This window comes from Pedobacter yulinensis, assembly GCF_003029735.1.
Lineage (GTDB): Bacteria > Bacteroidota > Bacteroidia > Sphingobacteriales > Sphingobacteriaceae > Pedobacter > Pedobacter yulinensis.
The window spans coordinates 106,329-124,076 of the sequence record NZ_KZ686273.1 but is presented as its reverse complement, the minus strand read 5'-3'; the positions used below and the strand labels follow the sequence as shown (position 1 = coordinate 124,076).

General features: G+C 52.2%; 18 protein-coding genes and 1 riboswitch. Of the genes, 8 read left to right on the top strand and 10 right to left on the bottom strand.

From position 1 onward, the window contains the following. The first annotated feature begins 447 nt into the window (after positions 1-447). A riboswitch (SAM riboswitch) is annotated at positions 448-551 on the top strand. A 245-nt stretch (positions 552-796) separates the two neighbouring features. The 3 genes from C7T94_RS18960 to C7T94_RS18950 are packed head-to-tail and all read left to right on the top strand — an operon-like array spanning position 797 to position 6,437. Then, positions 797-3,988 carry a SusC/RagA family TonB-linked outer membrane protein gene (locus tag C7T94_RS18960; protein WP_107217638.1) on the top strand — a complete coding sequence of 1,064 codons (3,192 nt, stop codon included), beginning with the start codon at positions 797-799 and terminating at the stop codon, positions 3,986-3,988. Between the two features lie 9 nt (positions 3,989-3,997). Beyond that, on the top strand, positions 3,998-5,431 hold the full coding sequence (locus C7T94_RS18955; protein WP_107217636.1) for a SusD/RagB family nutrient-binding outer membrane lipoprotein: 1,434 nt from the start codon (positions 3,998-4,000) through the stop codon (positions 5,429-5,431). A 7-nt stretch (positions 5,432-5,438) separates the two neighbouring features. Further along, a complete protein-coding gene (locus tag C7T94_RS18950; RefSeq protein WP_107217634.1) occupies positions 5,439-6,437 on the top strand; it encodes a TlpA disulfide reductase family protein in 999 nt (332 codons plus the stop codon). Positions 6,438-6,485: 48 nt separating this feature from the next. Here C7T94_RS18950 and C7T94_RS18945 read toward each other — a convergent pair whose 3' ends face one another. Next, positions 6,486-7,970, bottom strand: a complete 1,485-nt coding sequence (locus tag C7T94_RS18945) for an aminotransferase-like domain-containing protein (RefSeq protein ID WP_107217632.1) — start codon at positions 7,968-7,970, stop codon at positions 6,486-6,488. A gap of 82 nt (positions 7,971-8,052) precedes the next feature. Here C7T94_RS18945 and C7T94_RS18940 point away from each other — a divergent pair, with 82 nt between their 5' ends. The 3 genes from C7T94_RS18940 to C7T94_RS18930 all read left to right on the top strand — a co-directional run bounded on the left by C7T94_RS18940 (position 8,053) and on the right by C7T94_RS18930 (position 10,151). After that, positions 8,053-8,520, top strand: coding sequence for a carboxymuconolactone decarboxylase family protein (locus C7T94_RS18940; RefSeq protein ID WP_107217630.1), 468 nt, complete (start codon positions 8,053-8,055; stop codon positions 8,518-8,520). Then, complete coding sequence (locus C7T94_RS18935; protein ID WP_239495077.1) at positions 8,501-8,902, top strand: GNAT family N-acetyltransferase; 402 nt, start codon at positions 8,501-8,503, stop codon at positions 8,900-8,902. Before C7T94_RS18940 ends, C7T94_RS18935 begins: the two co-directional genes overlap by 20 nt. Before the next feature lie 130 nt (positions 8,903-9,032). Next, complete coding sequence (locus C7T94_RS18930; protein ID WP_107217626.1) at positions 9,033-10,151, top strand: mechanosensitive ion channel family protein; 1,119 nt, start codon at positions 9,033-9,035, stop codon at positions 10,149-10,151. Here C7T94_RS18930 and C7T94_RS18925 read toward each other — a convergent pair. Both C7T94_RS18925 and xth read right to left on the bottom strand, forming a co-directional pair. Further along, the gene (locus C7T94_RS18925) at positions 10,148-10,351 is read right to left on the bottom strand and encodes a hypothetical protein (protein WP_107217624.1); all 204 of its coding nucleotides are present in this window, start codon (positions 10,349-10,351) and stop codon (positions 10,148-10,150) included. The genes C7T94_RS18930 and C7T94_RS18925 overlap by 4 nt on opposite strands. A gap of 70 nt (positions 10,352-10,421) precedes the next feature. Next, positions 10,422-11,195, bottom strand: a complete 774-nt coding sequence (gene xth / locus C7T94_RS18920) for an exodeoxyribonuclease III (RefSeq protein ID WP_107217622.1) — start codon at positions 11,193-11,195, stop codon at positions 10,422-10,424. Between the two features lie 212 nt (positions 11,196-11,407). Here xth and C7T94_RS18915 point away from each other — a divergent pair, with 212 nt between their 5' ends. After that, entirely contained in the window at positions 11,408-11,716 is a 309-nt protein-coding gene (locus C7T94_RS18915) for a PadR family transcriptional regulator (protein WP_107217620.1), read from the top strand. Here C7T94_RS18915 and C7T94_RS18910 read toward each other — a convergent pair. Then, on the bottom strand, positions 11,713-13,230 hold the full coding sequence (locus tag C7T94_RS18910; RefSeq protein WP_107217618.1) for a glycoside hydrolase family 32 protein: 1,518 nt from the start codon (positions 13,228-13,230) through the stop codon (positions 11,713-11,715). The two genes, C7T94_RS18915 and C7T94_RS18910, sit on opposite strands and share 4 nt — an antisense overlap. A gap of 242 nt (positions 13,231-13,472) precedes the next feature. Between C7T94_RS18910 and C7T94_RS18905 the strand changes: the two genes are divergently transcribed. Next, complete coding sequence (locus tag C7T94_RS18905) at positions 13,473-13,895, top strand: VOC family protein (RefSeq protein WP_107217616.1); 423 nt, start codon at positions 13,473-13,475, stop codon at positions 13,893-13,895. Between the two features lie 123 nt (positions 13,896-14,018). Here the strand turns inward: C7T94_RS18905 and rplI are convergent, their stop codons facing one another. From rplI to C7T94_RS18875, 6 genes are all read right to left on the bottom strand, one after another. Beyond that, on the bottom strand, positions 14,019-14,462 hold the full coding sequence (rplI, locus tag C7T94_RS18900; RefSeq protein ID WP_107217614.1) for a 50S ribosomal protein L9: 444 nt from the start codon (positions 14,460-14,462) through the stop codon (positions 14,019-14,021). 11 nt (positions 14,463-14,473) lie between these two features. After that, on the bottom strand, positions 14,474-14,737 hold the full coding sequence (gene rpsR / locus C7T94_RS18895) for a 30S ribosomal protein S18 (RefSeq protein WP_107217612.1): 264 nt from the start codon (positions 14,735-14,737) through the stop codon (positions 14,474-14,476). Further along, a complete protein-coding gene (gene rpsF, locus C7T94_RS18890) occupies positions 14,737-15,090 on the bottom strand; it encodes a 30S ribosomal protein S6 (RefSeq protein WP_107217610.1) in 354 nt (117 codons plus the stop codon). Before rpsF ends, rpsR begins: the two co-directional genes overlap by 1 nt. A 105-nt stretch (positions 15,091-15,195) precedes the next feature. Further along, positions 15,196-16,035, bottom strand: coding sequence for an aminoglycoside phosphotransferase family protein (locus C7T94_RS18885; protein ID WP_162618765.1), 840 nt, complete (start codon positions 16,033-16,035; stop codon positions 15,196-15,198). Positions 16,036-16,054: 19 nt separating this feature from the next. Next, positions 16,055-16,777: a sensor histidine kinase gene (locus C7T94_RS18880; RefSeq protein ID WP_107217606.1), complete on the bottom strand. Its 723-nt coding sequence runs from the start codon at positions 16,775-16,777 to the stop codon at positions 16,055-16,057. A gap of 181 nt (positions 16,778-16,958) precedes the next feature. Further along, positions 16,959-17,747 (bottom strand): (Fe-S)-binding protein, encoded by a 789-nt coding sequence (locus tag C7T94_RS18875; protein ID WP_107217604.1) that lies wholly within the window; start codon positions 17,745-17,747, stop codon positions 16,959-16,961. Between the last annotated feature and the right edge of the window lies 1 nt (position 17,748).

Below are 17,748 nucleotides of genomic sequence, written 5' to 3'. Positions count from 1 at the left end.
TGAAAGTACGACAGCTGAAAGAGCGAGGGCGAGGGTTTTGATTGAAGTTTTCATGATCTTGTATTTTTAAGTGTCTTATTTTATTGTTGTTGTTTTGATATTAAGACGACAAGCACACCAAAACGTTGCAGACAAAAACCCAGCTTTATACCAGCAAGGGCAACCCTTCGACGAACGCCCGTTTATTGAAGACGAACGGGACCAATACCTGGCGTTGCGGAGACAGGAATCTCCCATCAGGAATCAAGGCCAGAGCAACGCCCCCGGGCGCCCCACGTTGCTAATGGTTATTGACGTGATCGCGAAGCATCGGTTAACATGGCCCGTACCACGCTGAAAACCGCCCGGAACTGCGGTTTTGTCAACCTATTCTCAGATTAAAAAAATAAATACTACTAATTTGGTAGATAAACCATACATTTGGCTCACCAAAAAATTGGTAATAGCTATTTATCCAGAAAGACGGAGGGAAAGGCCCGGCGATGTCTTAGCAACCCCAGCAATGGTAGGTGCTAAATCCTGCTTCACCATGCGGTGAAGAAAGATAAAGCGTTCGCAGCTTCAGCAGCCAATGCCCAGGAATTTCCGGATAAATGCAAAACATTTAAAACACAACAGCCATGTTTCCATCTGCAAAGCCTTTAAAAAAATCCATGCCTGCGGGCATATCCGGTAATTTCCATTCCTGTACGCCGCACCGCTGTTGCAGGTAATCTGATCCTTTGCTCTCCTCATCCCAAAATCACCTGGTAAAACGGGCAGGCACCGTATTGCCCAAATTTTAACTCAAAAACACATGAAAAAAAACAGACGCATTTTTGGCAGTCTTCTATGCTGCCTGCTCCTGCTCGGCCTGGGCTTACCCGCCCATGCGCAGATCACCGTAACCGGTACCGTGACCGGCAAATCTGACGGGCAGCCGATTCCTGGTGTAACGGTTCGTATTACCGGAAAAACGGTGGGTTCGGTTACCGACAACAAAGGTCAATTCAGCATTCAGGCCGCCACCGGCGACCTCCTTACCTTCAGTTATGTAGGCCTTACTCCTCAATCTGAACGGGTTTCCGGACCAGGACCACTTCTCATCGTACTTGACGATTCGGGCAACAAACTGGACGAAGTTGTTGTGACGGCACTGGGTATCAGTAAAGAAAAAAAATCGCTTGGTTATGCCATCCAGGAGGTGAAAGGCGCCGAACTGGCCGAAGCCAGGGAGAGCAACCTGGTCAATACGCTTGCTGGCAAAATAGCTGGGGTAAACGTTACCAACAGCCAGGGCAACATGGGTTCATCGCGCATCATTATCCGCGGCGAGACATCCATTTCTGGTAACAACCAGCCATTGTTTGTGGTAGATGGCGTGCCGGTAGACAACTCACAATTGGGCGCCGGCGGTTCGCGCGACTATGCAAATGCCATCTCAGACATCAACGCACAGGATATTGAAAGCATCAGCGTGCTGAAAGGCCCGAATGCAGCAGCGCTTTATGGTTCCCGGGCAGCGAATGGCGTGATCCTCATCAAAACCAAGTCAGGTAAGCGCGGACAGAGCCGCAGCATTTCACTGAACTCAAGCACCACCTTTGAAGATTTGCTTGTGCTGCCCAAATACCAGGATGTATATGGCCAGGGGTCGAACGGCCAATTCAGTTATGTAGACGGAAAAGGCGGTGGCATCAACGATGGTGTGGACGAAAGCTGGGGGCCGAAAATGGATGGCAGGCTTATTCCCCAGTTCAATTCGAATGGCGTTGCGGTTCCGTTTGTACCCCACCCTGACAACGTGCGCAGTTTCTTCGAAACCGGGCATAGCCTGAATAACGGCATTGCATTTAGCGGCGGCGGCGATGCTTATAATTACCGGTTTTCCTATAACAACAGTGCACAAAAGGGCATTGTTCCAAATTCTGAGCTGAACAAAAACAGCTTTGGTTTAAACAGCTCATTTGACCTGTTACCAAAGCTGAAGCTTGACGTGGGTGTAAATTATGTGCGCACGTCTTCAGACAATCTTCCCGGCTCTGCCGGAAGAAGGGCTTCGAGCACCATGCTCCAGTTCCTGTGGTTTGGCCGGCAGGTCGATGTCGGTGCGCTGTACCCCTATCGTGACGCCAACGGAAATACCTTCAACTGGAACAACAGTTATTACAGCAACCCGTATTTCATTGCCTATGAAAATACCGTTTCGCAGCGTCGTGACCGCCTGGTCGGGAACGCGGGCCTCACCTACCAGATCAGCGATGCCTGGAAACTGAATTTTCGTACCGGAAACGATTATTACAACGACCGCCGTAAAATCAGGATTGCCTATGGTACCAACGGCACCCCCTTTGGTTCGTACCAGGAAACGGGGTATACCGTTAATGAAAACAATACCGAGGCTATTTTAACCTTCAATAAAAAATTAAACGAAGATTTCAGCCTTGACATCCTTGCCGGCGGCAACCTGCGCAGCCGCTTTTATGAAGAAAATAACCAGCTTGCGCCCCGGCTTGCCGTTGCCGGAATCTATACGCTGGCCAATTCGCGCGACCCGCTTTCATCTTCAAACTATTTTAGCAGGCTGAAAATTTACAGTTTGTTTTCGTCGGCACAGATCGGTTTCCGCGACTATGCCTACCTGAACCTGACCGCGCGGAACGACTGGTCATCTACCCTGCCCGTTCAGAACAATTCCTATTTTTATCCTTCGGCAAATGCCAGTTTGATCCTGACCGAAGCGTTTGACTGGAAAAGTGATGTACTCAATTTTGCTAAAGTTCGCGGCGGCTGGTCTCGCGTGGGTAAAGACACCGATCCTTATCAATTGGTCAATACCTACCCTTTCAGTCCCATTTTTGACAGCTTTCCGCTGGTCACGCTTACAGATCGCTACCTGAACCCGAATCTGAAGCCCGAATACACCAACTCAAGCGAGGCGGGGATCGAACTCGCCTTCCTGAAAAACCGCATCCGGCTGGATGTCAGCCTGTATAACACGAACAGTTTTAACCAGATCTTCAACGCCGACATCAGCACAGCAACAGGTTTTGCACAGAAACTGATCAACGCCGGTCACATCAACAACCGGGGTATCGAGGTGCAGCTTGGCCTGACACCGGTTAAACAGCAAGCCGGCTTTCAATGGGACATTACTACCAATTTTTCAAGTAACCGCAGCCGTGTGCTTGAACTGGACGATGAGGGTCAGCTGAACAGCGTGGTATTGGGCAGCAGCGGCGTACAGGTCCTGGCCAGCATCGGCCAGCCTTACGGAACCCTTTTCGGCACGGCTTACCAGCGTAATGCTGCCGGCGAGATCCTGGTTAATGCATCAGGTTATCCGCAGGTTGACCCAAACAAACAGGTACTCGGCGCTTACCCGCCAAAATGGATCGGCAGCATCGGAAATGAGTTCAGCTACAAAGGTTTTGAGCTGGGATTCCTGGTCGATGCCAAAGTAGGCGGTTCGATTTATTCCGGCACACATGCCACGGGCTTTACCACCGGTGTACTTGCTGAAACCCTGGCAGGCCGCGACGAGGAGCATGGCGGACTGGCCTATTACTACCCAGGTAACAACCGGTCGGCGGTGCCGGTGCAACTCCCCTCACATGGGAGCCAGGCACCCGCTGCTGAAACGGTATACCATGACGGGATCATCTTTGCCGGAGTACGAGCAGACGGAAGCCGCAACACCAGTATTCTTCCTGCACAGCAGTATTATAAATCAATCGCAAACATCAACGAGGCGCATGTATTCAGCTCTACAGCGGTACGCCTGCGCGAAGTGACGTTGGGGTATACCCTCCCTAAAAAGTGGTTGTCGGGTATCGGTGTATCGAACGCACGCTTTACGCTCGTAGGCCGAAACCTGTGGATCATCCACAAAGACGCACCGCATATCGACCCTGAAACTGCTTTTGCAACAGACAATGCGCAGGGGCTTGAGTCCCTGCAATTGCCGACAACCCGCAGCTACGGATTTAACCTTAACCTCACTTTTTAACTACCTGTCATGATACCATATAAAAAGACATTCCTGTTTGCCTTGCTCGTGTTCGGCCTTCAGGCCTGCAAAAAAGACTTGCAGGATACCAACCGGAATCCCAATGAAGCGGAAACTGCCCAACCTGATTACCTGCTGGCTAACGCAGTTAAAACCGCCGGCGATACTTATTACAGCACGGGCACAACCATGGATGCGAGCCTGCTTTTTGTTCAGCACTGGTCAAAGATCCAGTATACAGATGCAGACCGGTATATTTTTACCAATGGCAGTTTCGAAGGCGGCTGGCGCAGTTTTTATACACAAAGCCTTGCCGACCTGAATGTGCTGGCCAGGCTGGGCGATGAGCAGAAAAACCCGAACTACAAAGCCGCAGCCCTCACGCTGAGAAGCTGGGTATTCCTGCTGCTAACCGATGCCTATGGCAACATTCCATATACCGAGGCGCTTGACATCAGCAAACTTACACCCAAATATGACGACCAGCGCACTGTATACCTGGGCCTCCTGGCCGAACTGAAAACAGCGCTTGCCACCTACAATGCTGCAGGTCCGGCCATTCAGGGCGATCCGGTTTTTGGCGGAAACCTTGGCCGCTGGAGCCGCTTTGCCAATGCACTCAGGCTGCGGATTGCATTGCGGATTGCCGACCGCGAACCTGAACTGGCCCGGCAGGCGGTGGCAGAAGTGCTGGCCCATCCGGCCGGGCTGCCTGCCTCCGAAACCGAAACCGCCAGGCTACCCTATTTTTCGTCGCCCAACCAAAACCCCGTTGCCCGGATCTTTGAAACACGCGATGACTACCGGATCTCGAAAACAATCGTTGACAGGCTGAAAGCGCTTAACGACCCCAGGCTGCCAGTTTTCGCAAACAAAACCGCAACAGCCACGCCTGAAGTGTATGTGGGTATCCCCAACGGGCTGACCACCGGCGATGCCGCTAACCTGGGCTTTGCAAAAACCTCGAAGCCCGGCGACCTTTTTACAAAAGCAAATGCCCCGGCCATCATTCTGAGCTGGTCGGAAAGTCTTTTTGACCGTGCCGAGGCTGCTGCCCGCGGCTTCAGCACTGAAAATGCGGCATCCTTGTACCAGCAGGCCATCACCGCTTCGCTGCAATACTATGGTGCAGATGCGGCGGCGATTTCCACCTACCTGGCGCAGCCTGCTGTACAATACGACCCCGGAAACTTTCGCAAATCGATCGGCGAGCAGAAATGGCTGTCACTTTTTGGCCAGGGCCTCGAAGCCTATGCCGAGTGGCGCAGGCTGGACTATCCACAGCTTGCCCCTGCCGTGGCAGGTGTTTTAGACGGCAAAATTCCCCTGCGGTTCATTTATCCCGGAACCGAACAGGCGCTGAACAAAACAAGTTACACCGATGCCGTACGCCGGCAGGGATCCGATGCCCTGACCACCCGCTTATGGTTTGACATTAAATAAAGACATTATGAAAAAACAGCTTTTGAAATGGCTCGCGGCGCATGCCCTGTTACTGGCCGCCGTCTTACCGGCCCTAGCCCAACAAAACCTGCAGTTGAGCGGCACAAGCCCGGCGCTTAGCTCAGGCAAAGTATACCTGCAGAAATTCCACAACAAGATGTTCCGCACCATCGATTCCGCGAACATCGAAAACGGAAAATTCCGCTTCGGCAGCCGGGTTGAGCTGCCCGAGCTTTACGGCTTAACGTTTGACCAGAAAAGGAGCCCGTACTATATTTTCCTCGAGGCAAAACCCATTACCGTGCAGCTGGACTCGGCCGCGCGCTACCGGGCCACCCGCGTAACCGGTTCTGTTAGCCAGGACATTTTTCTGGCCTACCGCGAGGCGGGGGATCCGGAAATCGGTGCCTTCATTAAAGCTCATCCGGCGTCGATCGTTGCTGCTTATGTCCTGTACCGCGAATGGTCCTACCGGCTCAGTCCGGAACAGCTCAGCACCCACATTGGCCAGCTTGACCCCTCACTGCAGCAAACTGCATATGTAACAACGCTGAAGGCGCTTGTTCCCGTCCTGCAAGCCGTTCAACCCGGTAATCGCGCCAGGGATTTCAGCGGTACCACGCCAGAGGGCAGGACCATCAGGCTTAGCGATCATTTCGGTAAATACGTCCTGATCGATTTTTGGGCATCATGGTGCCCGCCCTGCCGTGCAGAAAATCCGAATGTGGTCAGGCTGTTTCAGAAATACAGGTCGAAAGGGTTTTCAGTCTTCGGCGTGTCGCTCGACCGCGACAAAGACAGCTGGGTGAAGGCGATCAGGGATGACAAGCTGGACTGGCCGCAGGTATCTGATCTGCAGTTCTGGAACAGTGCACCGGCCAAACTCTACGGGGTGCGGGCCATCCCGGCCAATGTCCTGATCGATCCGAATGGGGTCATCATTGCCAGGAACCTGTACGGCGCAGAACTCGAAAAAAAACTGGCTGAAGTTTTCAGTGCAAAATAATTGTTTGTTTGGTTTGTTCGGCCTGCGGCGATCCGCTGCGGGCCTTTTTTATGGCATCTGCAGGCTGTCGCAAGCCTGCCGGATGAGCGATACCGCCTCGCGCAGCTCCTGCTCATTCAGGGAAGCGAAACCAAATCGGATGGCGTGGTAGCTTTGACCCGGCGAATCGAATAATGTGCCCTTGTGCATGAACAATCCCTTCCGTGCTACCGCATCTGAAATTGCGGCGAGGGGAAAGGCCGGCTCAAAGCGGGTCCAGACCGCCATTCCGCCGTCAGGCTTTGAAAACCTGATCACATGACCGAGTTGCTCCTCGAGCAACCGGCACAATAAGTCGCGCCGTTCCCGGTAAATTTTGTTGACCTTTTTCAGATGCCGGGCCATGGTGCCGTTCTCAATCAGCACAGCAAGTGCCTCTTCCATCTGGGTATCGCCGCGCAGCTCCACAAGGCGCCTGCAGGCTGCCGCCTGAACAATCAGATCGGCCGCGGCCACCATGAAGCCGATACGAATGGTAGTTGTCAGCGCTTTTCCGAACGAGCCGATATAAATGACCCGGTCCTGGCCGCCGCTTGCAGCGAGCGGAAGATACGGTGCGCTGCTATAGTGGAAATCAAAATCGTAATCATCTTCGATAATGGCGAAATCATATTCGCGGGCCAGCGCCAGGAGTTTCATGCGCCTTTCCGGGCTGAGCGTTACCGTTGTGGGATGGTGGTGGTGTGGTACAATGTACAAAGCGCGAACTGCTTCCTTCCGACAAATGTCTGCAACTGTTCTGGTGTCTATCCCGGTGTCATCAACCGGTACGCGAACCACACTGGCGCCAAGCTCTTCAAACAACTGGTTTGCTACATAATAACCGGGTTCGCCGACCAACACTACATCGCCCGGACGCAGCAACATTCTGGCTGCCAGAAAAATGGCCATCTGGGCTCCGTGGGTGATCATGATGTTTGCTGCAGCCGCCTGCAGGCCGCGTGTCTGTGCAAGAAATGCACTGAGCGTTTCGCGCAACCTGGCTGCACCGGCTGCCCCGTTTTCCAGGGGCCGGACCACATGGCGGTTGCGCCTGAACCTGCTTCTGTATTCGCGCAGCAGGAGTTCAACAGGAGCCAGCCGCGGGTCGGGGTGTCCATCGTCTATGGCCAGACGATAGGGCCCGGCCTGCGCAGGAACGGGTATGGGTGGAATTTCAGGCTCCAGGCGATAAAACCCAGTGGAGAAGGTCGCAGGACCGAACGCGGGATCTCCCGGCCGGTTTACCTGCACTTCAGGAAGGCCCGGCGTTACCCGGAAGCCGCGTTTGGGTTCCACCTCCAGCCAGCCCTGGGCAGCCAGTTCATCGTATGCGGCAATGATGGTCTTGCGGTGTACCGAGAGCACACGTGCCATTTCGCGGGTTCCCGGCAAAAGCAGCCCCGGAGCAATGGTTCCCTGCCGGATGTGTTTTTGCAAAGCTGAAGCAATCTGCTGGTAGGCAGGCTGCCTGAGGCCGCGGTCAATGCGGACCAGGTTTTCAAACGGGAGCATCTGGACTACTTATTTTTTCATTTCTGGATTCCAAAGATAGTCCTTTAGCTTTTTAATTTCGGCTGGAAAATTTCAGTAACACATGCAAAAACGTCAATTTTTACAAGACTCAGATCCACAGGCTTTCCGGACCATGCTGGCATTTGAGCAATACCTCGCGGCAAGTCCGCTAAGCCCCATACATGCAGAACTGATCAAGATCCGCGTATCGCAGCTCAACGGATGTTCCTTTTGTATCGACAAACATACCCGCGATGCGTTAAAATATGGCGAGTCCATGCAACGCATCCTGCTGCTGCCCTGCTGGCGGGAAACCGACCTGTTCGATGAACAGGAACAGGCTATTCTCAGCCTGGCTGAAAGCGTAACGAACATTAGTGTAAAGGGCGTACCCGATGAAATCTACCAGCCAGCCCATGCGCTGCTGGGGGAAAAGTACTTTACTGCGGTGCTCATGGGCATCATTGCCATGAATGCCTGGAACCGTGTCGGAATAACCACCGGGCGAATGCCTGCTCAATCTCCCCTTTATGATGGAAATAACCTATAAAACAGACTATCTGCCTAGCGTGCAGGAAGTGATCGAACTGTATGACGATGCCGGCCTGCGCCGGCCCACCGGCGACCCCGCCCGGATCGAGCGCATGTATAACAATTCTGACCTGGTCATCACGGCCTGGCATGGAGAGGAACTGGTCGGCGTTTCACGGTCCATTACCGATTATTCGTGGAGTCTTTACCTGGCCGATCTGGCTGTAAAAAAAGCCTACCAGAAATCGGGCATTGGCAGGGAACTGTTAAAGCACACACAGCAAGCTGTATCTGATGAGAACATCATCCTGCTCCTGGCTGCACCGGCTGCAATCAATTACTACCCGAAAACCGGCATGGAAAAGGTTGAAAATGGCTTTATCATTCACCGCAAGCGGTAAACGACAAAGTATATGGCCTGGTTTTGAGCGGCAAGCAAGCCTTATGACTGATTACCGCCCAACAAGCCGGCACCTGTAAAAACCATCAGCGAAGTGTGTTGTTAAAGCATTGACTTTAGCACAACACACCATGCAGGAAGACCTTTTAGCAAAACTTGACTTTCATCCGCTGCTGCGCAACCTGATCATCGGCTCGGCAGCCATTATCCTTGGACTGATCGTTAAAGTCGTCATCAGCAAAAGTTTCAGGGGACTTGCGCGGCTCTGGCCCAACTTCCTGATCGATGCCATCATCAGGCGGCTGGCCGGACCGGTTACATCGTTCGTGCCCTTGCTGTTTTTTAATTTCAGCCTGGACTACATGGGGTTGGAAAGCCATGCGGGGCGGGCACTCAATAAATTGGTTGAAATTGCCCTGACCATCAATTTTGCACTCATCATCATCCGGACCATCAAGGTTCTGGAAGACTACTTTTACCACCGCTACGACCTTAATAAAGAAGACAACCTGAAAGAGCGGAAGGTACGCACGCAATTGCAGTTCGTGCGCAAGTTCCTGGTGTCGCTCATCGTTATCCTGACCATAGCGGTTGTTTTGCTGAGTTTCGAGAGCATGCGTAAGATAGGCACAGGGTTACTGACAGGTGTTGGTATAGGTGGTATCATTATCGGTTTTGCTGCGCAAAAATCGCTGGGGAACTTGCTCGCAGGGTTTCAGATTGCATTTACGCAACCCATTCGAATTGACGATGTTCTGGTCGTAGAAGGAGAATGGGGACGGGTAGAAGAAATTACCCTCACCTACGTTGTCGTGAGCATCTGGGATCAGCGCCGGCTCATCCTGCCTATTACGTATTTTATAGAAAAACCTTTCCAGAACTGGACGCGCGTATCGGCCCAGCTGCTTGGCACGGTATTTCTTTACCTGGACTATGACGCGCCCATCGCAGCGATGCGCGATAAACTCACGGAGATCCTGACAGACCATCCGCTTTGGGACAAACGGGTAAATGTAATCCATGTTACCGATTCAAAACAGGACGTGATTGAGGTCAGGTTGCTGCTTAGCGCCCGGAACTCTTCGCAGGCTTTCGATTTGAGGTGTGAGGTCAGGGAAAAAATGATCGCGTTTCTGCGCGAGGAGTACCCGCAAAGCCTGCCCAAGACCCGGGCCGATATCACCCTGCCATCACATTCTTCGCGTTTGCCGCCAGGCATGGGCGCTGAGCAGGCCGTGCAAGACGTTTAAGTACCGGCGTGCCTGAGTTCGCTGAGATAAGCTTCGCCGGCAGGTGTCAGGCTGGCCGCGTGCTGAATACTGCTGCGGTCAATATGTATATAGCCAAGTCTTTCCAATTCCTCATAGTCGTCTTCCCTACCGCCCAGGATGGACGAGCTGACCTGCTGTTCAATGATTTCGAGCAAGTTCCAGATTTGTTCACGTTCCATGTTTTTTCGTTTTACTGGTATAAGTTATTTTACAGAATAACAACAGGGAGAACAGGATGTTTAGGCGCCGTCAGTCTTCGCTTATTTCAATCCAGACGGGTGCATGGTCGCTTGTCTTTTCCCAGCCCCTCACATTTTTATCCACGCCGCCTGCCTTCAGGCGCGGTTCAAGCGCTGCGTTCAAAAGAAAATGATCAATGCGCAGGCCGGCATTTCGCCCGTAAGCATTGCGAAAGTAATCCCAGAACGTATAGATCGTTTCGCCGGGGTAGAGTTTTCGCAGGGCATCGGTCCAGCCCTGCGCTACAAGTTCATGAAAAGCCTGGCGGGTCTCCGGCCTGAACAGCGCATCATCCACCCAGCGCTCGGGTTTATAGACATCCAGTTCAGTTGGCATCACATTAAAATCGCCTGTGATTACGACTGGCACATCGGTTTTGACATGTGTTTGGGCATGGCTAAGCAGCCGTTTGAACCAGGCCAGCTTGTAATCGAACTTTGGCCCCGGTGCAGGGTTGCCGTTTGGCAGGTACAGGCAACAAATATGTATACCCTTGATCACAGCCTCCAGGTAACGGCTCTGCAGGTCATCATCATCGCCAGGCAAACCGCGGGTTGCTTCCTGAATATCGTGTCGGGAAAGAATGGCCACGCCGTTCCAGCTTTTCTGACCAAGCCAGATCGCCTGGTAACCGGCAGCTTCGATCGCTTCGAGTGGAAATTTCTCCTGCGGAGCTTTAAGCTCCTGCAGGCAGGCGACATCGGGGGCAGATTCTTCAAGCCAGCGCAGCAGCACCGGCAACCGGCCATTCACGCCATTCACATTATATGTTGCTATTTTCATGATCACAGTGTAGGTAACAAGTATACTGAATCCCGGCCGTCCGGCAAAGCGCCGGGCCACGGGCGCGTGGTCCTCCCGCCGGTAATCCCTGCCAAGTCTTCCTTTTACGGCCTGTTGATCGGATAGCGCGGGACGGTCGCGGTTTTTTTACGATAGTCTATTGCAGTTCCGGTGGTTAATTTCAAACTTTAGGATTAACCAACAAAAACCCTATGAGACTACCCCATCCATTTCATTCCCTGCTTGCAGATCAGCAGCCTTCACAAAAAAACAGACCCGGAAACTTCGAACTGTTCGCACTGCTGAAGATCATCTTGAAAAATCCGAAACGGGATCAAAGCTGGCTCCAGAAACATACTGAAACCGACCTTGGCCTCTGTTTGGGCCGCCTGGAAGAAGCGCGCCTGATCCGGGTACATGAACAGCCCCTTACGGGCGGGCCAACAGCGCCCACGTACAGCATTACGCCGGCAGGCGTGAGAGAACTGGCCCTGTTTATGTTTCCGGCGGCACGGCGTTAAAGACCGGTCATGTTCACCAGCCGCAGCCGCGGCACAACCCCGGCTGCATGCGCTGAAAAAACAGAAAGGGCATTGGCGCCGGTTGCGGGGAAAACCAGTGTAGAGATCACCGCCCGGCCATCATTGCCAAAAACCTCGAGCGACGACCGGTCAAAAAGGACAGAAATCTTCACCTTGCCGTCTGGCGCCGCGAGCGGTGCGGTTTGCAGCAGGTTTCGCTCTTCTCTGCGGCCTTTTTCTGATGATGTGCAATCTACATACAGCTGTTGACTGACCGGATCATAACCAACCTCGACAAAACTGCCCTTAATGGTATCGGCGGCAAGCCTGATGCCCTGTTTGCCAAAACGTTTTATGTCGAGTTCCAGATCCAGCCACCAGCAGTTCTGGTCAAACCGGCCCGGCGCACTAAGTACTTTTCGTTTTCCAATAGACAGGGATCTGTACAACAGCATGTTCCCTTTGCCCAGGCGGTCAACCACAGCAGATACGACCTGCGATGGCCGCTGCACAAGCCTGGTGCCTTCGGCAGTACTGACCAGACCGAGGTCGCGCGGTATGGACATTTGTCCGCGCCAGGGAAATGTTTCGGTTTTTCCCGGCATCAGCCAGCCGATCAGCGTTTGCCTGCCGGGCAGGCGATACGGAATGGCGGCGTAAAAAGTATCTCCATGATCAACGGTGAGCACCCCGCCTTCCGGCTGGTCACTTTTGAAGGTCTTTCCATCAAAGTCGCCCACAAAATACTGCATAAAGGCCGGCCCCCGGTCGCCGCCGGAAGACACCATCATCAGCCATTTGATTCTCTTCGGGTCGCCATCTACCGGCAAGGGAACAATAAAGGGGCATTCCCAAACATGTTTTGTGTAGCCTGTCGGACCAAAATCGCTCAGCAGTTCCCATTTTTTTAAATCGGCCGAACCATAAAACCGGACCTTGTGGACAGCTGGCAGCGCTACCGCCATAACCCAACGGCCGCTTTGTTCATGCCAGAACACATTTGGATCTCTAAAATCTTTGAGGTTGAGATCGATAACCGGGTTGCCCTTAAACTGCTCGAATGACAGGCCGCCATCATTGCTGTAGGCAAGCGCCTGGGTTTCCTTCTGCTGCTTTGGCTGATCTGCGGTATAAATGGCAACAAGCGGTGCTTTGCCATTCCGGCCAAAGCCGCTGGTATTTTTGCTGTCTGACACGACCGATCCTGAAAACATCCAGGTGGTCGTGTCGGCGCTCACTTCTTCCGGCATGGCCACCGGCAGGTGTTTCCAGCGCAAAAGGTCTTTACTGGTGGCGTGCCCCCAGCTCATGTGCCCCCATTTGTTCTCGAAAGGATTGTGCTGGTAATACAGGTGGTAGACCCCGTCAATTAAAATAGGGCCATTGGGATCATTGAGCCAGTTTCTGGGCGCCGTAAAGTGATACGCCGGCCGCCATTGCTCGGTGGTCGGTTGCGCAAGACTGCAAAGCGCACATAGCATTGCGGATAGGAAGATAACTGCTTTCTTTTTCATTTCAGGTTAGTCAGGAGGCGGTTGCCCCTGCGGTCTAAAATAAATATACGATATCGCAGGTACAATCTACATGGTTGTGGGCTCAAACCTGCTGGAGGTGGCTGCAAATTTTACCGCCAGGCCGCGTGCAACTATTGTTATGTGCACAGCTGACTTTGTCTTAAAAGCCCCGAAACAAGTCGCTTGTGCACCCTTGAGCAGCACGGTCTGAATACTACATTTGTGCGGATCAAAAAAACAATATGGCAACAATTAACCCTTATCTGAACTTCAACGGCAAGGCCGAAGAGGCGTTCAAGTACTACCAGTCTATTTTGGGTGGTGAGCTTTTTATACAAAAGATGAAAGGGGCGCCAGGCACTGAGACCCTGAGTGCAGCGGAGCAGGAGCGCGTCATGCATGTTGCCCTGCCGGTCGGCAACAATGTGCTGATGGCATCCGATTGCCTAGAGTCAATGGGTCATCGGGCCACAGAGGGCAATAACTACTACATATCGCTTAGCCCTGACAGTCGCGACGAGGCAGACCGGATCTTCCAGGCGCTTGCTGAAGGCGGCACCATTGAAATGCCCCTCGAGGATATGTTTTGGGGGGATTACTTCGGCTCACTGAAAGACCGGTTTGGCATTCAATGGATGATCAACTACAAAAATACGGATTCGTAAGGCCGGCAACAAGGCGGCAGCCCTTCAGGCCGGTGCTCCAATGCCAAAGAAAGCAGGAAGAAATGCCTGAAAACAAAAAAACCCACACATGTTGCGTGGGTTTTTCTATACATAAGAACTTTCTTATTCAGCAACAACCTCGAAAGGAACCTGAACTTTAACCTCTTTATGAAGGTTCAGATTGGCAACATAAGCGCCAAGCTCTTTTGGTTCAGTTTCGAACGTGATGCGACGACGGTCTACATCAAATCCCTGTTGTTTCAACGCATCAGCAATCATGATGGTGTTTACTGCACCAAAGATTTTTCCTGATTCGCCCGCTTTCGCGCCGATGCTCAGTTTCACGTCAGCCAGACGGGTGGCGATATCCTGTGCATCTTTCTTGATTTTATCTTGCTTAAATGCAGCCTGTTTCAGGTTTTCAGCAAGCACCTTCTTTGCAGAAGCTGTAGCAAGCGCAGCGAAACCCTTAGGGATCAAATAGTTACGGCCATATCCTGGCTTAACTACTACGACATCGTCTTTTTCACCCAGGCCTTTGATATCTTGTTTTAATATAATTTCCATCTTGCAGCCTCCTATTTTAATTGATCTGTAACGAAAGGCAACAAACCGATGTGGCGGGCACGTTTAACAGCCTGAGCCACTTTACGCTGAAACTTTAACGAGGTACCAGTAAGGCGGCGGGGCAACAATTTACCCTGGTCGTTAACGAACTTCAGCAGGAAGTTTGCGTCTTTATAATCGATGTACTTGATGCCGTTCTTTTTGAAGCGGCAATACTTTTTGCGGTTATCCTCCACTTTAGGAGCGGTAACGTATTGGATCTGATCTCTTGCCATTACTCAGCTACCTCCTTTTTCTTGTTGAAAGCGCCGCTGCGTTTTTTCTCATTGTAAGCAAAGGCATGTTTGTCCAGCTTAATGGTCATAAAACGCAGTACACGCTCATCGCGTTTGTACTCTAATTCTAGCTTGCTGATCAGCTCGCCCGATGATTTAAATTCGGTGAGGTGATAGAATCCGGTTGTTTTTTTGTCAATCGGATACGCTAATTTTCTCAAACCCCAATTATCCTCCTGGACAATTTCGGCTCCGCCGTCAGTTAAGATTTTTTTGAATTTGGCAATGGCCTCTTTCGCAACTTCTTCTGACAACAACGGGGTTAGAACGATAACAGTTTCGTACTGATTCATTGTTATTTAAAAGTTTTTTTTGTTTTCCGCCCACCAGAACACTGCTGCGCTCAAGTGCAAACGGGCTGCAAATTTAGCAATATAATTCTTAAAATCAAATGATTGTTAAAAGTTGTAGCCCAGCAAACGAAGCGCCTCTGCGGCCACCTCCAGCTCATGGCTGCCGTCTTCATCTCCGTTGATGAACCAGGCGGCCGAGAGACCCGACCAGGCAGCAGTCCATTCCAGCATGCGGCGTCTGTCTAATCTGCCTGCATTGCAGATTACCTCCAGCTGTTTTTCAAGCCGGCCGGGCAGCCTGGGTAAACAGCCCTCAGGGTTGGTCAGCAGATTGGCGTAATCAAAATACCTTTCGCCGGTCAAACACTTGGGATCAATGGCTTTCCAGCCTGAATCAGGAAACCAAAGCACATTGTCATGGTGTATGTCGCCATGCAGGCAGGTTATTTCGCGCTGATCTGCAAGGCGAATTTCGGCCAGCTCAAGGCATGCCTGCAGCGTCCCGCCGTGTTGAAGGGCTGCCGTGCGGAGCTCCCGAAACCACTGATCAAGCAATGTGAAACCCGAACCAGCCTGAGGCGTAGCTGCGTGAATCTTTTCGAGCACGGAACACATGACCAGGTTGGCTTCAGTGTCCTGGCCGGCATATGCCATCCTGTCCAGTTCTTTTTGACGTTCTCCCCATTCCATCAGAACCGCAGCCCCATCCTGTTCATAAACAGATGCCATGCCCCGCCCCTTCCAGACTGACATGAGCTTTCCGCCCCTGACTTCTTCTTCTTCGATTGAAACTTTCAGCATGGCCTTTTTCAGCCCATACCTGACGGGCTGCAACAGGCAGACATGGGTCTGGATCGGGTTACCGTCGGGGAGCAGGCCCCAGCGTTCTGTGTACGTTTGAAGCAAGTGACGGGCGCCGGCAAGTGTTTGGGCATCAAATCTCATCAGATCCTGCGGATAAACTTTATGGCCGGTTAATAAGTGGAAGGCTGAACCAGAAACTGGCGCCCTGTCCGGGAACGCTGTCGATGCCGATGCGGCCATGGTGGCGCCTGATGACCTCTGCGCACACATAAAGCCCCAGTCCCTTGCCTTCTGCATTTTCGGCTGTACCTTCTACACGGTAGTGGCGATCAAAAAGGCGGTATTGATTTTCTTCGGGAATTCCCGGACCATTATCGCTCACTGATGCAACCACGCAGTCGTCGCCGAATTTCAGGCCGATGCGGATCACGCAATGTTGATTGGTGTATTTTACTGCATTGGTCAGCAGGTTGGACAACACCTGTTCCAGCCTGTCGCGGTCGCCGTTAACCAGGTATCTGCCGGGCTGGATATCCAGTTCAATGCTACGGTCGGGCTGCGTGCTTTTAAAGGCTTCGGCACAGCCGGCTACAGCCTCTGCCAGATCAAACGGGATCAGTACGCAGTTCAGGTCGGCATTTTCTGCTTCTGCAGCTTCCTGGATGGCATAGATGATGTCTACAACTTTGCGTACCTGCTCTTCGGTTTTATCGATCATGGACTGGAACTCGGTCAGCTGCTCCCGGTCTGCCCTTACCGCCATGAGCTGCAGGTAGGCTTTGATCACGGTAAGCGGCGTTTTCAGTTCGTGCATAGCGAGCTGCATCCGTTCCTCCGGATCGGTTCCTGCTTCACGGAAGCGAGATAGATGATCAAAATTCATGACCGGCGTTAATTTCAGTTGTCAGGCGGGAACCTGGGGACGATTAATTGCCCTAATTTACGCAGAATCTTTGAAACGATCTTATTTTTTATTCAGGCCCCTTTGCCGGGCTGAAAAGTGAACAAAAAGATCATAAAGGCCTGGCGGCGCTGTTAACGACATCCATGGCTGCACGGAGCTGTTAAAGGCCGTTTGCCCGGGCAGTGATCTCCGCAATGTCGAGCACCTCGACATCCTGCTCCCTGTCTTTTAATTTCACGCCATCTTTGAGCATGGTCATGCAAAAGGGGCAGCCCGCAGCAACGATCTGAGGCGCGGTTAACAGTGCTTCTTCGATGCGTTCGATATTGATATCTTTTTTACCCCTTTCAGGTTCCTTAAACATCTGCGCACCGCCGGCACCGCAGCACAGTCCGTTCGATTTACAGCGTTTCATTTCGACCAGTTCTGCATCGAGTATTTCGAGCGCAGCCCGGGGCGCTTCGTACACGCCGTTTGCCCTGCCGAGGTAACAGGGATCATGGAAGGTGATTTTCCTGCCTTTAAAACTCTCTCCACCTTCGGCGCGCAGTTTTCCCTCATTAATGAGTTGCTGGATCAGCTGGCTGTGATGAATCACCTCATAGCTGCCCCCCAAACCGGGGTATTCATTTTTGATGGTATTGAAACAATGCGGACAACCGGTCACAATCTTTTTTACCTGGTACGCATTGAGCACTTCAATATTGGCCATGGCCTGCATCTGGAAAAGAAACTCGTTGCCGGCGCGTTTGGCAGGATCGCCCGTGCAGCTTTCTTCGGTACCGAGTACTGCGTATTTGATGCCCACATGGTGTAGGATCTTACAGATATCGCGGGTTATTTTCTGGGCACGTTCGTCATAACTTCCGGCGCAGCCAACCCAAAACAGGATTTCAGGTTCTTCGCCGGCGGCCACCATTTCGGCCATAGTTGGTACTTTAAATTCCATA